14 protein-coding genes are annotated in these 19,290 nt (G+C 32.7%); 1 reads left to right on the forward strand and 13 read right to left on the reverse strand.

What is annotated here, in order from left to right:
• Positions 1-503: 503 nt before the first annotated feature.
• The 13 genes from ACNQF8_RS10030 to ACNQF8_RS10090 form a co-directional block, all read right to left on the reverse strand.
• Positions 504-1,139, reverse strand: a complete 636-nt coding sequence (locus ACNQF8_RS10030; protein ID WP_417952214.1) for a hypothetical protein — start codon at positions 1,137-1,139, stop codon at positions 504-506.
• Entirely contained in the window at positions 1,127-2,614 is a 1,488-nt protein-coding gene (locus tag ACNQF8_RS10035) for a transglycosylase domain-containing protein (RefSeq protein WP_417953303.1), read from the reverse strand. Before ACNQF8_RS10035 ends, ACNQF8_RS10030 begins: the two co-directional genes overlap by 13 nt.
• A 228-nt stretch (positions 2,615-2,842) precedes the next feature.
• Positions 2,843-3,604, reverse strand: coding sequence for a tryptophan synthase subunit alpha (gene trpA / locus ACNQF8_RS10040; RefSeq protein ID WP_417952211.1), 762 nt, complete (start codon positions 3,602-3,604; stop codon positions 2,843-2,845).
• A 122-nt stretch (positions 3,605-3,726) separates the two neighbouring features.
• Positions 3,727-4,044, reverse strand: a complete 318-nt coding sequence (locus ACNQF8_RS10045) for a gamma-glutamylcyclotransferase family protein (protein ID WP_417952210.1) — start codon at positions 4,042-4,044, stop codon at positions 3,727-3,729.
• Between the two features lie 128 nt (positions 4,045-4,172).
• The gene (trpB, locus tag ACNQF8_RS10050) at positions 4,173-5,354 is read right to left on the reverse strand and encodes a tryptophan synthase subunit beta (RefSeq protein WP_417953302.1); all 1,182 of its coding nucleotides are present in this window, start codon (positions 5,352-5,354) and stop codon (positions 4,173-4,175) included.
• A gap of 11 nt (positions 5,355-5,365) precedes the next feature.
• Positions 5,366-5,998 carry a phosphoribosylanthranilate isomerase gene (locus ACNQF8_RS10055; protein WP_417952208.1) on the reverse strand — a complete coding sequence of 211 codons (633 nt, stop codon included), beginning with the start codon at positions 5,996-5,998 and terminating at the stop codon, positions 5,366-5,368.
• A gap of 2 nt (positions 5,999-6,000) precedes the next feature.
• Entirely contained in the window at positions 6,001-6,780 is a 780-nt protein-coding gene (gene trpC / locus ACNQF8_RS10060; protein ID WP_417952207.1) for an indole-3-glycerol phosphate synthase TrpC, read from the reverse strand.
• An 86-nt stretch (positions 6,781-6,866) separates the two neighbouring features.
• Positions 6,867-7,859, reverse strand: coding sequence for an anthranilate phosphoribosyltransferase (gene trpD / locus ACNQF8_RS10065; RefSeq protein WP_417952206.1), 993 nt, complete (start codon positions 7,857-7,859; stop codon positions 6,867-6,869).
• A gap of 72 nt (positions 7,860-7,931) precedes the next feature.
• Positions 7,932-8,498, reverse strand: coding sequence for an anthranilate synthase component II (locus tag ACNQF8_RS10070; protein WP_417952205.1), 567 nt, complete (start codon positions 8,496-8,498; stop codon positions 7,932-7,934).
• Between the two features lie 94 nt (positions 8,499-8,592).
• Positions 8,593-9,993: an anthranilate synthase component I family protein gene (locus ACNQF8_RS10075; RefSeq protein ID WP_417952204.1), complete on the reverse strand. Its 1,401-nt coding sequence runs from the start codon at positions 9,991-9,993 to the stop codon at positions 8,593-8,595.
• A gap of 343 nt (positions 9,994-10,336) precedes the next feature.
• Positions 10,337-10,906, reverse strand: coding sequence for a YceI family protein (locus tag ACNQF8_RS10080; protein ID WP_417952203.1), 570 nt, complete (start codon positions 10,904-10,906; stop codon positions 10,337-10,339).
• Between the two features lie 46 nt (positions 10,907-10,952).
• Positions 10,953-11,585, reverse strand: a complete 633-nt coding sequence (locus ACNQF8_RS10085) for an NAD(P)H-dependent oxidoreductase (protein ID WP_315208356.1) — start codon at positions 11,583-11,585, stop codon at positions 10,953-10,955.
• Between the two features lie 14 nt (positions 11,586-11,599).
• Positions 11,600-12,055, reverse strand: coding sequence for a MarR family winged helix-turn-helix transcriptional regulator (locus ACNQF8_RS10090; RefSeq protein ID WP_417952202.1), 456 nt, complete (start codon positions 12,053-12,055; stop codon positions 11,600-11,602).
• A gap of 423 nt (positions 12,056-12,478) precedes the next feature.
• On the opposite strand from ACNQF8_RS10090, the gene ACNQF8_RS10095 reads away from it, so the two are divergent.
• Complete coding sequence (locus tag ACNQF8_RS10095) at positions 12,479-18,877, forward strand: PAS domain S-box protein (RefSeq protein ID WP_417953301.1); 6,399 nt, start codon at positions 12,479-12,481, stop codon at positions 18,875-18,877.
• The last annotated feature ends 413 nt before the right edge of the window (positions 18,878-19,290 follow it).

Here is a 19,290-nt window from a genome sequence, read left to right on the forward strand (position 1 = left end):
ATAGGATTGTTATGTAATGACTAAAACAGTATTCGCAAGTAAAAAGGTAAAAAAACTTTCTTTTTAACAAAGTGTCATCATAAAGGCTTCTATTAACACAGTATTCCCTTGGCTCTTGAAACAATTTCTCATGGGTAACTGTCCATGAAACACAAGCAACCGGTATAGCCAGTATAAAGAGCCAAATAATCTGAGTTAATATAGTCATAGGTTTTTGTCTAATAGAATTAAATAAAACAGATTATTAAAAATACGGATTAAAGTTTAATATACAACGCTTTGAAGGAACAATCGATAGCTTTTAAAACAGTACAATAAATATAATGCTAAATAGTATGATACTGACGTTTTGAATATTTGCCAAATGGATTTAGATTACCTATTTTTTGTTGGAAAAGTAAATCTCGTCAATTATTCTTTCGCGACATTTGCGCAGCATTCACCAGAGATTTATTTTTTTAGAAGAACACTTTGCGGAGCTGGGCTGACTTTTATGTGTTTTACTATTTCTTAGAGAGATACCAATTAGCAAAAAACATTATTCCAATTGATATAATTAGAATTAATATTTTGCCGCAGATCGCACTGCTGATGTAAAAAGAAACTATAAAATAAATAATCAGTCCAATCAGTAAAATCGTGATAATATTTTGCAATGCTAACAAAGTAATCCCAATAATTTTACTTAAAGGATTAAAATTCGAGAACTTTCTAAAAAAAGTAATTTCATCTTCAACTTTAGAGATTAGTTGGAAAAGCTCTATATCAATTAATGAAATTGTTTCTTTAACTAAAGCTTCGTTGCCGTTTTCATCGATTGATAATCTTAAACAGTTGTCCAGAATTAATTTACTAAGGTATGCTGATTTTCCATCTTTAAGAAGAAGATCTTGAATCTGCTCTTTAAAAACTTTGCTTTCATCATCATTTTTAAAATATAATATTAAACTTAATCTATTCTTTACTTCAGTAAGAATCTCGATACGGATGTTAAAAGTTTTTTCAAATGTTATTTTTGAATCATTTATGGGTTTTTCAATTGCACCTTTTATAATCCATGCCATGAAAGCTATTAAACTTGTCAGAAGAAATACCAGTAAATTTGAATCCGCGTCTTTTAAAACTTCTATTTCATCCATTTGTAATCTTTCTTTTGTTTAAAAAATGATATAAAAGCAATTTTTATGTGTTTAAAGATACTACCATCTTTTGAATAATCATTTTCTGGATTTTCATTTCTTAAAAAAGCGAAAGTTGTGTCAGCATGATGCACTACAGCTAATCTCTCTTCATTATTATTAGTTGTTCCAGTCTTAAGAAATGCATTTTCAATATCCAAACCAATTTTAGTTCTGAAAATTTTATTCATAACTTTCATTAAGTCTTTCTTTTGGCTATCTAAATTCTCACATAAGAAAGAGTTGTAAATACTAGCTAATTGATAGAGCGATATCCCGTTTTTTGTTGCACCTAATATACTTGAAGGAAATAATTCATTTTGATCGATACTCAAGGTTTCTGAAAGAAACTCGAGAGTCTCATTTATCCCAACTTTTTCAGCAATGTTTATAAAAGAGTTGTTATTAGAATGAAATAATGCTTCATTTATATTTAATTGCGAATTAACTATTGTAGCTTCTCTTACACTCCACTGCAAGGTATTACTTTGAGAATTAAATTTCTCTGTATCACTAATTCCAATTTTTCTAGCCAAATAATAAATGAATGGTTTCAATGTCGATCCGACATTTGACTTGAAAAAAAAGGGATAATCCGATCCATAATAACTGGATAAACCAACAACCTTTTTGTTTTTTATGATTATAACCGAGGTGGGATATTTTGAATCTCGAACAAACTGTTGAGCAAAATTTTGATATTGAGGCATTAGTGTGGAAACAATTATCTTTTTCTTCAAATCAATCTTTTCAGTGATGAAAGGTATTGTTCTGTTTTTAATAGAAATAATTTTATTATTTGCAACTTTGATGATTCGGTTATCAATTTTGTTTTGCTGATTTAAATTTATCTTTCGTTTGTCATATAATAAATTAGAAAGAAGTCTCATCCTAGAATTGGCTTTAGCAATATTTGCAATATAATAATTGGGCCCTCTTAAGATTGTGATAAGATACAAAACTTCCGAATAATTTAAAGCTTCCGGCTCTTTATCAAAATAGCATAAACATGCACTTCTTAATCCACGTATATTCCTACCAAAGTAGATATTATTGAAATATAGATTTAGAATTTCATCTTTCGAAAATTTATTTTCCAGCTCTCGCGCTTTCAATGTTTCTCTAATTTTTCTAGATATTGTTTTGGAGTTTTCTCTCAATAAGTTTCTTGCAAGTTGCTGAGATATTGTGCTGCCCCCTTCTAAAACCTTTAGATGTACAAGGTTTCGAAATAATGCTCTTGTAATACCCTTAAAATCAATCCCAGAATGTTCAAAAAATCTTTTATCCTCAATTGGAACAATGAAATCTTTAAATATTGTGGGGATTTTTGACAAGTCGGCTTTACACTCATAATCATCGGAAACAACAGCAAATGCCTTTCTATCGCTGTAATATTTATTATAAATTACAAATCCTTCAAATTCTTTATCCATAGAAAATAGTGAGTTTTAAGTAAGCATAGCACATAATTAAAAATTAACTCTGACATTTTGCGACCTATCACCCCAAATTTAGATTGATCTGTTAAAACTCAGTTTCATTCTTACGCTAATATATAAAAATAATCTTATAAATGACTAGATGTTATAATTGTTTAAACCACAAAAAAACGGCATTTAAATCAACTTTAAACGCCGTTTGATAATATTTAAAAGAAAATTTTATCGAATCGCTTTTACGAACTCTTCAATTTTTCCTGTTCCGTTCTCTGTTAGGTGCTGAATGAAAGCGCTTCCTATAATTGCTCCTTTGGCAAATTGTGTGGCTTGGTTGAAGGTTTCTTTGTTGTTGATTCCAAAACCAATTACTTGAGGGTTTTTTAGATTCATGTCGGCAATGCGTTTGAAATAGTCTTCCTGATCGCTTCCAAAACCTGTTTGCGATCCCGTAACACTCGCAGAACTTACCATATAGATAAATCCATCCGATACGCTGTCAATAAAGTGGATGCGTTCAACGGATGTTTGTGGCGTAATCAAAAATATATTTTTCAATCCGTATTTCTCGAAAGTGGCTTTGTACTCATCAGCATACACATCAACCGGAAGATCAGGAATAATTAATCCATCGATTCCAATCTCTGCACATTTCTGACAGAAATTCTCAATTCCATATTGTAACATCGGATTGAAATACCCCATAATCACCAAAGGAATAGCAACCGTTTTGCGAATGTCTTTTAGTTGGTCAAACAACACTTGTGTTGTCATTCCGTTATGCAAAGCTTGTGTGGAACTGGCTTGAATCGTTGGTCCATCAGCTAATGGATCACTGAACGGTAATCCGATTTCAATCATGTCCACACCATTTTTTTCTAAATCCTGAATGATTTGTACAGTGTCGTTGAGGTTAGGATATCCCGCCGAAAAATAAATGGAAAGTATCTTTTTAGTCTCTTGTAATTTTTGATTTATTCTGTTCATTTTTAATATAATTTATTTATTCCTGCGAGGTTTCCAAAACCTTTTGGGTATTAATTTTGTATTCAAAATTTGGTTTTAGAAACCTAATAGGTTGTTTAAATCGGAACTGTTTTTCTTGATTATTAACTTTCAATATAAATCCAGGCTGTTAGTCCAGATTGCAATGTTATTTGAATTCTTTTATAAGCATTAGATTCGAATTGATCTGCTTTTATGAGATCTTCGTTGGTTACAATAAAAGCGATACCATTTATTGCATCCGTAGGATTTTCACTTGGAATGGCTACAAAATAATCTTCCATTCCAAATTCTTCTTCTATTTGAAAATCTTTTAGTTTGTATCCTAAAAGCTTGTCCTCAGTTCCGCTTAATAGTTTATTAAAAACCTGCATCTGAATTTCTTTTGACTGCAATGTACCGTAAGAGAATAGCTGTTCCATAAATAGTGTTTTCTAGTTATTTGTCTGCGTTAGGGATGGAAGCGGCATCCTTTTTTATGGCTTTTTCTGCCATGAAAAAGATATAGCGGACAGCCCGACCCTTTGGGAACGCCCAAATTATGCTTTTTTTATAATTTAAAATAATCAATATACGTATTCAAATCTTTATCGCCGCGACCAGAAAGATTGATGACTACCACATCTTCCGGTTTGAATTTCATTTCGTCCAGAACGGCAAAGGCATGCGCACTTTCAATGGCAGGAATTAGTCCTTCCATTTGAGATAATTTGATTCCCCATTGCATCGCTTGCTCATCGGTAATTGAGATGAATTGCGCTCTTCCTGTGGCATATAAATTGGCATGCATAGGACCGACTCCTGGATAATCCAGTCCTGCTGAAATGGAATACGGCTCGGTGATTTGGCCATCCGTTGTTTGCATTAACAATGTTTTACTTCCGTGAATAACGCCCACTTTTCCTAAGGCAGAAGTTGCGGCACTTTCGCCGGAGTCAACTCCTAATCCCGCTGCTTCAACGGCAATAATATTCACATCCTCATCGTCCAGAAAATGATAGTATGTCCCGGCAGCATTGCTTCCGCCACCTACGCAGGCAATCACATAATCAGGGTTTTCACGACCTTCTTTTTCCAGTAATTGTTCTTTGATTTCCTTTGATATTACACTTTGGAAACGCGCCACCATATCCGGATAAGGATGTGGTCCTACGACAGATCCAATGATATAATAGGTGTCAACGGGATTGTTAATCCAATCGCGAATGGCTTCGTTAGTGGCATCTTTTAAGGTTTTTGAACCTGACATCGCCGGACGAACTTCGGCACCCAACATTTTCATACGAGCCACATTTGGCGCTTGACGCTTGATGTCGACTTCACCCATGTACACGATGCATTCCAGTCCCATTAAGGCACAAACTGTAGCTGTTGCAACTCCATGTTGACCAGCTCCGGTCTCAGCAATGATTCGTTTTTTGCCCAAGCGTTTGGCTAACAAAATTTGACCAATCGTATTGTTGACTTTGTGGGCACCAGTATGACATAAATCTTCTCTTTTTAGGTAGATTTTAGTGTTATATTGCTCAGATAAGCGTTTGGCAAAATAAAGCGGCGTTGGACGACCTACATATTCTTTTAGCAAAGCATCAAATTCAGCTTGAAATTCTGGTTCTGCTGTGATTTTTAAATAATTTTGACGTAATTCTTCCACATTTGGATATAACATTTCCGGAATGAAAGCGCCTCCAAATTCTCCGTAATAGCCTTTTTCGTTGACGTTGTAACTCATTTTTTTAAAGTTTATAAGTTTAAAGTTTTCAAGTTATTCTTGAAACTATCTAATTTTTTTATGTTTTTTAATCCCGGTTCTATTTCAAATTTACTGTTTACATCAATGGCGTAAAGCGGTAAATTGGTTTTTGCTATTTCTTTCACGGCATCCATTTCCTCAATTCCGATTCCGCCGCTCAGAAAAAACGGTTTGCTAGAAGGATACTTTTCTAAAACTTTCCAGTCAAATGTGGTTCCGTTTCCTCCTGGTAATTTTCCTTTGGTGTCAAAAAGAAAGTAATCACAAACGGTTTCAAATGGTTTTAATACTTCAAAATTAAAAGAATCATCTACCGAGAATACTTTTATAATTTCAGCTGAATTCTCTATTTTATTTTTCAAATCCTGACAAAACTCAACCGATTCGTGACCGTGTAATTGAATGGCTTGCAAATCGTATTTTATGGCTTTCGCCAAAATTATTTCTCCAGTTTCATTGACAAAAACGCCTACTTTCTTGATTGATTTTGGTAATTGTGGAATCACACCATCAAAATATCGAGCCGATTTCTCCCAAAAAATAAACCCCATATAATCGGGTAGGAGCGTACCTACTTCGAGAATATTATCGGGATATTTCATGCCACAGATCTTGAGTTTCATCTTTATAATTTTGATATAAATTCCATTGCTGCTTTACCGGCATTATCCGTTTTCATAAAGTTTTCTCCAATTAAAAATCCTTTGTAACCAAAAGGTTTTAGTTCGTTGATGGCTTCTACTGATGAAATCCCGCTTTCAGAAACTTTTACAAAATCATCGGGAATTTGTGATGCTAATTGCTTGCTGAAATCCAAACTCACCTCGAATGTTTTTAGGTTTCGGTTGTTCACCCCAATCATATCTAATGTTGGCATAATCGATTTTTCCAGTTCTTCCTGATTGTGAACTTCCAGTAAAACTTCCAGTCCTAAACTTTTTGCAAATTCAGATAAGGTTTTGATTTCCTCTCTTGTCAAAACTGCAGCGATAAGCAATATTAAATCGGCTCCGTGAGCTTTGGCTTCTAATATTTGGTATTCATCTACAATAAATTCTTTTCTCAATAATGGGATATTTACTGTGGCTCTTGCCAAAAGTAAATCGTCTAAGGAACCACCAAAATATTTTCCATCTGTCAATACCGAAATACCACAAGCACCAGCATTTTCATATCCTTTAGTAACTTCTTCCACCGTAAAGCTGTAATTAATTTCTGCTTTGGAAGGCGAACGGCGTTTGTGCTCGGCAATGATTCCTGATGTGCTGTTTCTTAAATTATCACTCAAAGAAATAGTCTTTTTTTCAAAGAAAACAGAAGCTTCCAATTGTGAAACCGGAATAATCAATTTCTTGAGAATGACTTCTCTTTTTTTATCAACTATGATTTTATCTAAAATATTCATTTATTTTTTTGTTTCAAGTTTTCTTTGTTTCAAGTTTAAAGTTGTTCGAAATTCCAACAACTTTAAACCTTGAACTTCTAACTATTTTATTTGCTTAACTCTTTTAATTTGTTCAAAGCTACAAGTCCTTTACCGGATAATAAACTTTCTTTCGCTATTTGAAATCCTTCTAAAGGAGAACATTTTGTAACGGTTGCAATTGCCATTGCCGCATTGGCACAAACCACATTATTCTGGGCCTCGTTTCCTTTTCCCGAAATAATATCGGTAAACATTTGTGCCGATTCTTCGATGGTTGTTCCGCCTTCGATTTCGCTTTGCAGCAAAAGGCGAACACCAAAATCTTCTGGATTTAACATTCCTTCCATGGAACTGGTAATTGTTTTTGTAGGACCTGTCAACGAAACTTCATCATAACCGTCAAGCGAATGCAAGATGGTGAAATTAGTATTTGTGTTTTGATACAAATACGCATACATTCTGGCTAGTTCTAAGTTGAAAACACCAACCAACTGATTTTGTGGAAATGATGGATTTACCATTGGTCCCAACATATTGAAAAAGGTTTTTACGCCCAATTCTTTTCGAATAGGTCCCACATTTTTCATAGCGGGGTGAAATAACGGCGCGTGTAAAACACAAATTCCTGCTTTATCGATGCATTTTTCCAGAAAATCAGCCTCATTACTGAACTTGATTCCTAGTTTCTCCATTACATTACTCGATCCAGAAATTGATGAAACCCCGTAATTTCCGTGTTTCGCCACTTTTATTCCGGCACCGGCAGCTACAAATGAGGCCAATGTTGAAATATTGAAAGTGTCTTTTCCATCGCCTCCAGTACCACATAAATCGATGGTATTGTAAGCGGATAAATCCACGCGAATGCACAATTCTAATAATGCTTCACGGAAACCGGCAAGTTCATCTATGCTTATGCTGCGCATCATATAAACGGTTAGAAACGAAGCAATCTGGCTCGTGTTGTAACTCCCGTTTGATATATTAACCAATACATTTTTTGCTTCTGCTGCCGAAAGCATTTCGTGATTGATTAATCTGTTTAATATATTTTTCATTTTTATATATGTCTTAAAGTTGAAAGTTTAAAGTCTTAAAGTCTTTCGACATTATGACATTTGACTTTATGACTAGTTTTTCACCCAATTCTCTAATATCTTTTTTCCATTTGGAGTTAAAACACTTTCGGGATGAAATTGTACACCGCGCACATCAAACGTTTTGTGGCGCAAGGACATTACCTGTCCATTTTCGTCAAAAGAAGTCGCTTCTAGAACATCTGGCAAATTAGAATCAACTACCCAAGAATGGTAACGTCCTACTTCAAATTCGTTTCCTAATCCTTCAAATAAAAGTTCATCATCAACAACGGTTTTCACATTGGTAGCCACACCGTGATACACTTTGTCTAAGTTAGAAAGCGTTCCTCCGTATACTTCTCCAATAGCTTGTTGACCTAAGCATACGCCAAAGATACTTTTGGTTGGCCCGTATTTCCGAATTACATCTTTCAATAATCCTGCTTCGTCCGGTATTCCAGGTCCAGGAGAAAGAAGAATTTTATCGAAAACTGCAATTTCATCAATATCAAATTCATCGTTTCTGTAAACGGTTACTTCACAATCTAAATCTTCGAGATAGTGCACTAGATTATAAGTAAAACTATCGTAATTGTCTATGACTAGTATTTTTTTCATTTTTATTATTGAAAAATTAAAAGATTTAAAGATTGAAAAATTCTAGTGTTTCAGTAATCTTTAAATTCTTAAATTATTGAATCTTTAAATTATTTTATATTGTTTCCGCTAAATCCAACGCTGCATTCAGCGCTCTCAATTTATTGTACACTTCCTGCATTTCGCTTTCTTCATCAGAACTGGCTACAATTCCTGCTCCCGCTTGAGAATGCAATTGGTGATTTTTACTTAGAAATGTCCGAATCATAATGGCGTGATTAAAGTTACCTTCAAAATCCATAAAACCAATGGCACCTCCATAAAAATTACGGTTTGTTTTTTCATACTCTTCAATCAGTTGCATCGCTCTGTGTTTAGGTGCTCCGCTCAATGTTCCTGCCGGAAAAGTATCGGCTACCACTTGCATCGTTGTCGCATTTTCGTGCAAATGTCCCGTTACTTTTGAAACCAAGTGAATTACGTGCGAGAAAAACTGTACTTCTCTGTATTTCTCCACATTGACATGATGACCGTTTCTGCTTAAATCGTTTCTAGCCAAATCCACTAACATCACATGCTCACTGTTTTCTTTTTTATCAATGGATAATTCTTTGGCAAGAATCGCATCTTTTTCATCATCTCCCGTACGTTTGAAAGTTCCTGCAATAGGATGAATTTCGGCTTTACGGTTTTTGACAATAATTTGTGCTTCAGGTGAAGAACCAAATATTTTGAAATCGCCATAGTCAAAAAAGAATAAATATGGTGAAGGATTAATACTTCTTAACGCTCTGTAGACATTGAATTCATCACCTTTGAAACCTTGGGTAAACCTTCGGGATAAAACCAATTGGAATACATCACCACGGAAACAATGCTTTTTGGCCAAAGCCACATTATGTTTGAATTCCTCATCTGTAAGATTCGAAAATCCTTCGCCTTCTTTCGAAAATTTATAAGAAGCAATGTTTCTGGATTGTAATAATTGTTCGATTTCTGAAATGTTGTTTTTTCCGTCTAAACTGTGACAGAAAATATAGGCTTCATTTTTGAAATGATTGATAGCAATGATGTTTTGGTATACGGCATAATAAACATCAGGAATGGTATTGCTGTTTTCTTTTTTGGCAATAGTTACTTTTTCAAAATAACGAACCGCATCGTACGAAATATATCCAAAAAGGCCATTATTGATGAATTTAAAATCGTTTTTCTCGGATTTAAACTGACCTGAAAATTCTTGAATGACTTCTGGAATATTGGTTGTTGCATCAATTGCAATTTTCTCAGAACTGCCATCAGGGAAAGTCTTGTGAATAATTTCGTTTTCTATTTTGATAGAAGCAATAGGATTGCAACAAATATAGGAGAAACTGTTGTCATTCCCATGATAATCGCTACTTTCCAGCAGCAGACTATTGGAAAATTTATCCCGAATTTTGAAATACACACTCACAGGAGTAATAGTATCTGCAAGGATTTGCTTATAATTTGTCTTTAAGTTAAATGATTTCAATTGCTATGTTTTTAATGTTGTGTTTTACTGGTAAAATTGGCACAAAAAAAAGGCCTGTCGTGATGACAAGCCTTTTATATTTATAGTTTTAATAATACTATAGGAGCTTAGTTCACGACGACTGACGTAAATTGTTCCACCACCAAGTATTGTTTAAAATTGTTTTCATGTTTTATTTTGTTGCCACAAATATAGAAATGAAATTTGATTATTCAAACATATAATGCGTTAAAAAACAGTAAAAATGAAGAATTTTTGTTAAATAAAATTTTCATCGTAAAACCACAAAAAGAAAAAGCCCCAACAATTTCTTGTTGAGGCTAATCTTTGGTATGTGGTGAAATTAAAATTTCACTGCTACTGCTAAATTGAAATTGTCATTGATAGCTTTGTCTCCTAAGCTGTCAAAGAAACTTCCAGAACCATATTTAATATCGTATTTTGTTCTGTCAATAACTACATTCGTAGTAGCTGTATTTGCTGTTGTAGCAAGTTCAAAAGTTACTGGTTTAGTGATTCCTTTAATAGTTAAATCTCCTGTTACAGTATATAAATTTGGAGATTTAGTAACCACTTTTTTGAAAACTAAAGTTGCTGTAGCGAATTTATCAGTTCCAAAAAAGTCATCCGCTTTCAAGTGACCTTCTAGTTTTTCTTTACCTTGACCTGCTTTCAAATCAGTAACTACGATTGAATTCATGTCTACATTGAATGTACCTCCAACTAATTTTTTTCCTTTGAAAACTAAAGCACCATCTTTAAGGTTGATAGTTCCTTCGTGTTGTCCAGTTACTTTTTTCCCTGTCCAAGTGATTGAACTTCCAGCAGTGTTGATTTTTTTAGTCTGTGCTGTTACTGATAATGTAGATAAAACTACTACTAATGCTAATGCGATTGATTTGAAATTTTTCATGTGTTTAAATTTGATTTGAATTAATATTTGATTTTGAATTAGTAATTTATAATGTAATGAATAAGTCTTCGTTTGATTTTCTAACTTTTTTATAATGTTGGGTAGCATCCTCGTCATGTCTGTAACCAAGAGTTGCAATTAAAGTTGCATTTAACCCTAATTTGTCAAGTCCTAATATTTCATTAACCTGAGCAGGAACAAAACCTTCCATTGGAGTAGCATCAATTTTAAGTTCTGCTGCTACGTTTAATAAGTTTCCTAATGCTAAATACGTTTGTTTTGCTGTCCAAATATTTTTTTCTTCAGGAGTTAAAGAAGTAATTTTAGATTTCATGAAGTCACCATACCCTGCTAAAGCTTCAATTGGCATATTTCTGGTTTGGCTTATGTTTTTAATATATTCATCTATTGCTAAATCATCAACTTTTGTTTCATTTGCAAAGATAATTAGATGAGAAGCTTCAACAATTTGTGATTGTCCCCATGCTGCAGGTTGAATATTTGCTCTTAATTCTGGATTTTCAACAATGATAACTTTGTACGGTTGTAGACCATAAGATGAAGAACTTAAGCGAATCGCTTCTTTAAGTGTGCTTAAGTCTTCAGCAGTTATTTTTTTTGTTGCATCAAATTTTTTTGTTGCGTATCTCCAATTTTGATTTTCTAAAAAAGTACTCATAATGTATTGACTATTTATTGGTTTCTATATTTCTCTAATAATTGATTTAACTGGTCTATTTCTTCAGCATTTAAGTTTTTTGAAAAAAACTGTTCGTGAGCAATCACTTTTGGATCTAACGCTGCTAAAACATTTAGTCCTTTTTGTGTAATTAAGACTTCTATTTTTCGTCTGTTTTCAGGGCAAACTTTTCGAGTTACAAAATCTTTTAGCAATAATTTATCTACTAATCGAGTGGTATTACTCGTCTTGGCCAGCATTCGTTCTTGAATCACGCACATGTTTGCCGGGTTTCCTTTTTGTCCTCTTAATATTCGAAGCACATTGTATTGTTCTCCGGATATTTCATGAGGTTTTAATAATTCATTAAAATTTTCTGTAATCACGTTTTGCGTATACAAAACATTTAGAATAATTTTTTTTGAATTATCCATTGGTACAGTTGATTTTAAAATGTCTTCAATTTTCATATTTGTATATATGTAATTTGTTGGTACAAATGTAACACATTTTATAGTTGTATATACAAATGTGAATTAATTTTTTGTTAAAAAAAAATCACTAGACGGTTAAGAGCCGTTTTTTAGATTGTTTTGCGTTCAAAAAAAATCAGTATTCTCTATTTTGAATAAATAGTTACCAAAAATTAAGCCGAAATACATTTTTTAATTTGTCCTTTTTTAGGAGTGAAATATATATTCATTTCTTTAGGAATGATTTTTTGAAATAATTAAATATTTTAAACAGTTCTGTGAAAAAATAAAATCCGGGGAAGTGATTCGTATTAAAATAATAGTATTGAATGTCTTGGAGTGTTTTTTTTAATGGCAAAGCTTTTTTTTATTTATACTTATAAATTTATTATATTTAAAACATATTTGAATATCGCCAGTATGAATAAAGACAATATATCTTACGACGCTCTACTTCTTAAAGTAAAAGAGCTAGAATTAGAAGTAACTCGGTTAGATAAAAAGAAAAATACTTTAACCAATTTTGAATTCTATGTTAAAGAATCTCAAGATTTGCTGTGTATCTCCGGCGCTGATGGCTATTTCAAAGAAATAAATCCAGCATTTATAAAAAAATTAGGATACACAGAAAAGGAATTGCTTAGTAATTTGGTGACCTCATTTCTTCATCCTGAAGATGTAAATAAAACTAGTTTAGAAATTGAAAGGTTGTCAAAAAGGATTACCTCGATAAATTTTGAAAATAGATTTTTAAAAAAAACTGGTGAAATTGTTGTAATACAATGGACAACTAGTGTAGATATAACGGGACAATTTATTTATGCAATCGGAAGAGACATCACTGAAATAAGGGCCACTCAGGAAAATTTACTAGCAAACGAAAAATTATTAAACGACGCGCAAAAAATTGCTAAAATAGGAAGTTGGGAATTTAATTTACTAACAAAAAAAATGATTTGGTCTAAGGAATTGTATTCGATTTATGAAATCGATATGAAACAGGACCAGAATTTATTCCAGGAGTTTTTAAATCTCTTTTCAAAAGAAGATGTAGCATCTTTTCTAAATAAAATTGATCAATCCATTGACGATAAAAAACAATTTGAAGTTGAACAAAGTGTCATTTTATCTGATAATAGTAAAAAATGGATACATGCAATTGTAATTCCGGTACTTGATACTTCTGGAAATGTTTATGCATTAAGAGGAAATACGCAAGATATCACTGTAAAAAAGCAGATAGAGGAATCTATAAAAAATCAAGAAACTGCATTAATAGAATATAAGTTAAAATCAATTGAAGAAGAAAGCAATGCTAAATTTAAGTATTATATAGAGAATGCTCCTGATGGTGTTTTTGTTTTAAATGAACTAGGAAAGTATTTAGAGGTCAATAAGGCTGCTACTGTCTTGTCAGGTTATTCAAGAGAGGAACTTTTGACTATGAAGTTTGGAGATTTGTCTATAACACCTAATTATGAGGCCTATTTTCAGGATTTCAAGAACCTAGTCCGTGATGGAGTAGGTAAAAAGGAATTGAGAGCTAGGCACAAATTAGGGCATTTAAGATGGTGGTCTGTAGAGGCTATTAAAGTGTCTGAAAATCGTTTTTTGGGATTTGTTAAAGATATTACCGAAAGCAAAAAAGCATTAGAAACCATTGAAAATAATGATAAATATTTCCGAGCATTGGTCGAAAATAATGAGGGAATTATAACTGTCCTCGATGAAAATTTTAAAACATTATTTCGCAGTACATCATCGGAACGCATAACTGGTTATACAAGACAAGAATTCACTGAGATTTCTGATTCAGAATATTTTCATCCTGATTATATTGATTATGTGAATCAGAAGATGAAAGAAACATTCGAAAATCCGGGAGTTCTAAATCCAATTCAGTTTCAGGTAAAACATAAAAAAGGACATTACATCTGGATAAAAGGAGTACTTACGAACTTATTCAGTGATGATGGATCGAGGTTGATTATTGCCAACCTAAGAGATATTACAGAAAGTAAAATTGCTCAGGATAAAATTGAACAAAGCGAAAAACGATTTCGTGCTTTGGTTGAGAACAATTTTGGTATTATTACGGTTTTTGATAAAGATTTAAATACTATTTTCCGAAGCTCATCTTCTGCTCGTGTGACAGGATACACGGATGATGAATTTGAGAAAATTCCACAAAATGAATATTTTCATCCGGATTATTTTGATTATGTGCATCAGATGATCCAAAAAGCAATAGATAATCCTGATAAACCTATTGAAATACTTTTTCAGGCCAAGCATAAAAACGGAAATTATATTTGGCTTCAAGGAATCTTAAATAATAAAATTGACGATAGTAGCGTTGGAGGAATTATTTCAAATTTAAGAGATATAACGGAGGCTAAAAACGCAAATGAAACTTTGCTGAGTGAAAGAAATAAGTTTGCTAAAATTGCAGACGCTTCGCCAGGATTAATCTATTCGATGCGTCAAAATAAGGATGGAAGCCTATCTTATCCATATACTAGCAAGGCTATTGAGGGAATTTATGGTTTTACTTTTAAAGAAATTCAGAATGATCCGGATAAAATATTTCAACTGATTCATCCAGATGATTTGGATTTTGTGAGGCAAAGTATTGTCGCAACAAAATCAAAATTAGTTCCGCTCAAATGCCAATATCGCTATTTTCATCCTAAAAAAGGATTAGTATGGCATGATGTTAATTCGTTACCAGTAGTTGAACCGGAAGGAACTGTAATTTGTCACGGTATTGTTACTGATATTACGGAGCGCGTCAGAGCTGATCAAAAACTGATCAAAGCCAACCGACTTTATTTGTTCATCACTCAAATTAATCAAATGATTGTTCGTACAAATGATGAAAAAACGCTTTTTGAAGAAGTGTGTAAAATAGCGGTGGATATAGGCAAATTTAGGATGGCATGGTTCGGTATGATTGACTTTGCTACTAAAAAAGTAGTTCCATTTATTAGGGCCGGTGAAGATAACGAGTATCTATCGAGAATTAAAACAATTTCAACTGAAGACATACCGCAGGGTAGAGGTCCAGCAGGAATTGCTATTAGAACAGAGAAATATGTTGTTTGTAATGATGTTGAAAGTGATCCAATTATGCAACCTTGGCGAAAAGAAGCTATGGAACGGGGATATCTTTCTGTAATGGCAGTTCCAATAAAAAAATCAGGAAAGGTAATTGGCGTTTTTTCTTTTTATGCCAATGAAAAAAACTTTTTTGATACAGAAGAAATTGCATTATTAGAGGAGGCAACGGGTGATGTGTCTTTTGCATTAGAAGTTCTTAGAAAAGAGGCTTTAAGAAAAAAGGCTGAGGTAGCAGTTATTGAAAGTGAAGAGCGTTATCACTTGCTTACGGATGTTGCTCCTGTAGGAATTTTTAAAACAGATGCTAGCGGTTACACCACGTTTGTAAATCCACAGTGGTGTCAAATTTCAGGTTTATCTTTTCAGGAAGCTTTAGGAAATGGTTGGTTAAAAGGAGTACATGGGGAAGATAAAAATTCATTGTTTAAAGGTTGGGCGAATGCATCCAATAATCAAGAAAAGTCATTGTCAGAATACCGTTTTGTTCGTCCTGACGGTTCTATAGCTTGGGTTTTGGGGCAAGCTATTCCTGAAAGAAATTTTAGAAATGAGATTGTGGGGTACATAGGTACCATCACCGATATTACGGAACGAAAAAATGCAGAAGCAATAATCCTGCGAGAAAAACAACTTTCGGAATCGATAATCAATAATCTTCCGGGAATTTTTTATCTCTATGATGAATCAGGAAATTTTGTAAAATGGAATAAAAATTTTGAAAAAGTAACAGGGTACGATTATGAGGAAATCAGGAAAATGAATCCTCTAGATTTTTTTGATGGCGAAGAGAAGCAAAAAGTTAAAACAAGAATAAAAACAGTATTTAAAAGAAAATCACCTGGTATTGAAGTTGAATTTTTTACTAAAAATAAAAATAAAATCCCATATTATATTAGTTCTCATGTGATTGATTATGAAGGAAAAAAATGCTTGGTTGGAATGGGAATTGATCTTACTGAAAGAAATAAAGCAGAAGAAAAAATCAGGATTGCTAATGAACGATTTGAGCGAATTTCAGTTGCTACAAATGATGCCATATCAGAAGTTGATTTGTTGACTGGGCAAAGTTGGAATAATAAAGCATTTATTGAACTTTTTAATTTCGGTAATAATGGTGAGTCAAGTACTGTTAATAATAAAATAGTATGGCGATCTAAACTTCACCCAGATGATAAGGAAAGAGTTATTAATAAGATTGAAGAAACCTATGCCGGTACTACTAATGTATGGTCAGATGAATTTCGTTTTCAAAAAGCGGATGGTAGTTATGGATACTTTTACGACCGTGCAGTTATTGTAAGAGATGAATCTGGTAAGGCAATACGTTTTATTGGTTCCATGACTGAAATTACCGAATTAATCAATGTAAAAGAACAACTAATAAATAGTGAGAAAAAATATAAAAGCCTTATAGAACAAGCCTCAGATGCTATTTTTATTAATGATATCTCAGGAAATTTACTTGAGGTAAACGAAAGTGCCTGCGTAATGCTTGGATATACCAATGAGGAATTGTGTACCAAAAACGTTACAGATTTATATACAGATGAGGAACTTGTTACTACGCCTATAATGTATGAAGAATTGCTTAACGGTGAACAAACGTTGATGGAACGTAATATGCTTCATAAGAATCAATCCTTAATTCCGGTAGAAATTACTGCTAAAATGATTATTGATGGACGAATTTTGGCCATCGTTCGAGATGTCACCAAACGGAAGAAATCTGAGGATGATTTCAGGAAAATAAATAAAAAACTGGAAGCTATACTTGGCGCCATCCCAGATGTGTTGTTTGAGGTAGATTTGAAAGGTGAAATTTATAATTATCATTCTCGTCGAAATGATTTATTGGCAATGCCAGCCAATCTATACTTAGGGAAAAATTTCACCGAAATATTACCTCTAGATGCTGCAAATTTGTGTCTATCAGCAACACGTGAGGCTTCAGAAAAAGGCTTTTCAGCAGGAAGACAGTATTCAATACAATTAGAAAAGGGTTTGCATTGGTTTGAACTTTCTGTAGCACCTATGCAGGAAAGCACGGATCATGATATTCATTTTATATGTCTTTCTCGCGATATTACTAATTCGAAACAGTCAGACTATGCGCTTTTCAAAAGCGAGGAAAGGTACCGTGGTTTATTAAATAATCTAGATGCCGGTATTGTGGTTCATGCATCGGATACTTCAATTATTGTGAATAATCAAAAGGCTTCAGAATTATTGGGGCTAACGGATGATGAGATGAAGGGTATTACGGCTTTTGATTCGACATGGAATTTTTTGAATGAAGATAACTCTGTTCTGCAGTTTGAAAATTATCCTGTAAACCAAATTATAGCTAAAAAGGAAGCAATCAAAAATTTTAAACTTGGAGTCAATCGTCCTGCAAATAATGATATTGTATGGCTTTTAATCAATGGCTATCCTGATATTGATGCTAACGGTAATATAAATGAAATTGTTATCAGTTTTATTGACATCACTGAGCAAAATACGATGGAAATGGAGCTCGTAAAAGCGAAAGAATTAGCTGAAGCCGCAAATAAAGCAAAGACTGATTTCCTAGCTAATATGAGCCATGAAATACGAACTCCATTAAACGGTATAATTGGTTTTACTCATTTATTAATGAAGTCAGATTTGAAAAAAAATCAGGCAGAATACATGACTACGGTCAATGAATCAGCAACATCGTTGATGGAAATTGTTAATGATGTTTTGGATTTTTCTAAAATTGAATCTGGTAAATTAGAGTTAGATATTGAAGAAATAAATCTTTTTAAATTGACAAATCAGGTCATCGATTTATTTAAATTTCAAGCAAACCAAAAACAGATAGATTTAAAACTTGATATAGGTAAAAGTGTTCCACAACATATTCTTGCTGATTCAGTACGATTGAAACAGATATTGGTAAATTTATTAAGCAATGCCATAAAATTCACCAGTTTTGGAGAGATAAGATTGGATATTAATGAAATAGAGGTTTCAAATAAAAAATGGTCAACTATAAAGTTTTCTGTAAAAGATACCGGGGTAGGAATAAAAACAAACAATAACGAGAAAATATTCAATTCGTTCGTTCAGGAAGATAATTCTACCAATAGAAAATTTGGCGGTACCGGATTGGGGTTGGCAATTTCAAATCAGTTATTGGCTTTGATGGATAGTAAGTTACAACTAATCAGTAAGTATGGTGATGGAAGTGATTTCTTCTTTGTTATTAAATTCAAAAAGGCAAATCATAAAAAAAATGCAGATGCATTATTCGCTAAAACGATTCAAGCGGATGCTATTGTACCAGAAAATACTTTGAGTGGTCATAAGGTATTAATAGTTGAGGACAATAAGATTAATATGCTTTTAGCTAAAACATTGGTCAAAAGAATCATCTCAAATTGTATTATTTTTGAAGCTAAGGATGGCAATGAGGCTGTTGAGCTTTATAAAAAAGAGCAACCGGATGTGATTCTAATGGATATTCAAATGCCAAATAAAAATGGATATGAAGCAACAGACGAAATTAGACAGTTAAAAGATTCTGAAAGTATTCCTATAATAGCAATCACTGCGGGAATAATGGTTGGAGATAAAGAAAAATGTCTTATGGCCGGAATGAATGATTATTTACCTAAACCTATTATTCAATTGGATTTGGAAAAAGTGTTATACAAATGGTTGATTAAGAATTGATTTTTGGTTTTTTATAAATTATAAAGGTGTTCAATTAATGTTCACCTTTTTTTATGAAAATTAATTTTAAAACAAATTCTAATAGTACTGTTTCTCTCTCTTTTTTAAGGAATGTTTATCTATTTAGTTTTCGGATTTTTTGTGGTTTTTTTTCTTTTTTTCATTATATTTAACTTCGTTTTTGATGTGTTTTAGTTCAATATTTTAATTAACACTAATAAAGTAAAATATGTAATTATGCATGTTTTTTAAATTTTAATTTATTTAAAAAAGAATAAACAATTGTTAAATTAAAAATAGTTTTTTAGTTATTAACCACAAGTTTTCTAATCATTTTACTTTTTATAAAAAGGATAAAAGTTTTTAAAAAGAATAGTAAACCTGCTGTTAAATAGTGCTCAAAATTAAAAGTA

The organism is Flavobacterium labens, assembly GCF_048286755.1.
In the GTDB taxonomy this organism is placed as follows: domain Bacteria; phylum Bacteroidota; class Bacteroidia; order Flavobacteriales; family Flavobacteriaceae; genus Flavobacterium.

Excerpts from the sequence above, each read along its gene's own strand:
- ACNQF8_RS10030 (WP_417952214.1), bottom strand. The coding sequence starts at position 1,139 with ATGGATGAAATAGAAGTTTTAAAAGACGCGGATTCAAATTTACTGGTA.
- ACNQF8_RS10035 (WP_417953303.1), bottom strand. The coding sequence starts at position 2,614 with ATGGATAAAGAATTTGAAGGATTTGTAATTTATAATAAATATTACAGC.
- trpA (WP_417952211.1), bottom strand. The coding sequence starts at position 3,604 with ATGAACAGAATAAATCAAAAATTACAAGAGACTAAAAAGATACTTTCC.
- ACNQF8_RS10045 (WP_417952210.1), bottom strand. The coding sequence starts at position 4,044 with ATGGAACAGCTATTCTCTTACGGTACATTGCAGTCAAAAGAAATTCAG.
- trpB (WP_417953302.1), bottom strand. The coding sequence starts at position 5,354 with ATGAGTTACAACGTCAACGAAAAAGGCTATTACGGAGAATTTGGAGGC.
- ACNQF8_RS10055 (WP_417952208.1), bottom strand. The coding sequence starts at position 5,998 with ATGAAACTCAAGATCTGTGGCATGAAATATCCCGATAATATTCTCGAA.
- trpC (WP_417952207.1), bottom strand. The coding sequence starts at position 6,780 with ATGAATATTTTAGATAAAATCATAGTTGATAAAAAAAGAGAAGTCATT.
- trpD (WP_417952206.1), bottom strand. The coding sequence starts at position 7,859 with ATGAAAAATATATTAAACAGATTAATCAATCACGAAATGCTTTCGGCA.
- ACNQF8_RS10070 (WP_417952205.1), bottom strand. The coding sequence starts at position 8,498 with ATGAAAAAAATACTAGTCATAGACAATTACGATAGTTTTACTTATAAT.
- ACNQF8_RS10080 (WP_417952203.1), bottom strand. The coding sequence starts at position 10,906 with ATGAAAAATTTCAAATCAATCGCATTAGCATTAGTAGTAGTTTTATCT.
- ACNQF8_RS10085 (WP_315208356.1), bottom strand. The coding sequence starts at position 11,585 with ATGAGTACTTTTTTAGAAAATCAAAATTGGAGATACGCAACAAAAAAA.
- ACNQF8_RS10090 (WP_417952202.1), bottom strand. The coding sequence starts at position 12,055 with ATGAAAATTGAAGACATTTTAAAATCAACTGTACCAATGGATAATTCA.
- ACNQF8_RS10095 (WP_417953301.1), top strand. The coding sequence starts at position 12,479 with ATGAATAAAGACAATATATCTTACGACGCTCTACTTCTTAAAGTAAAA.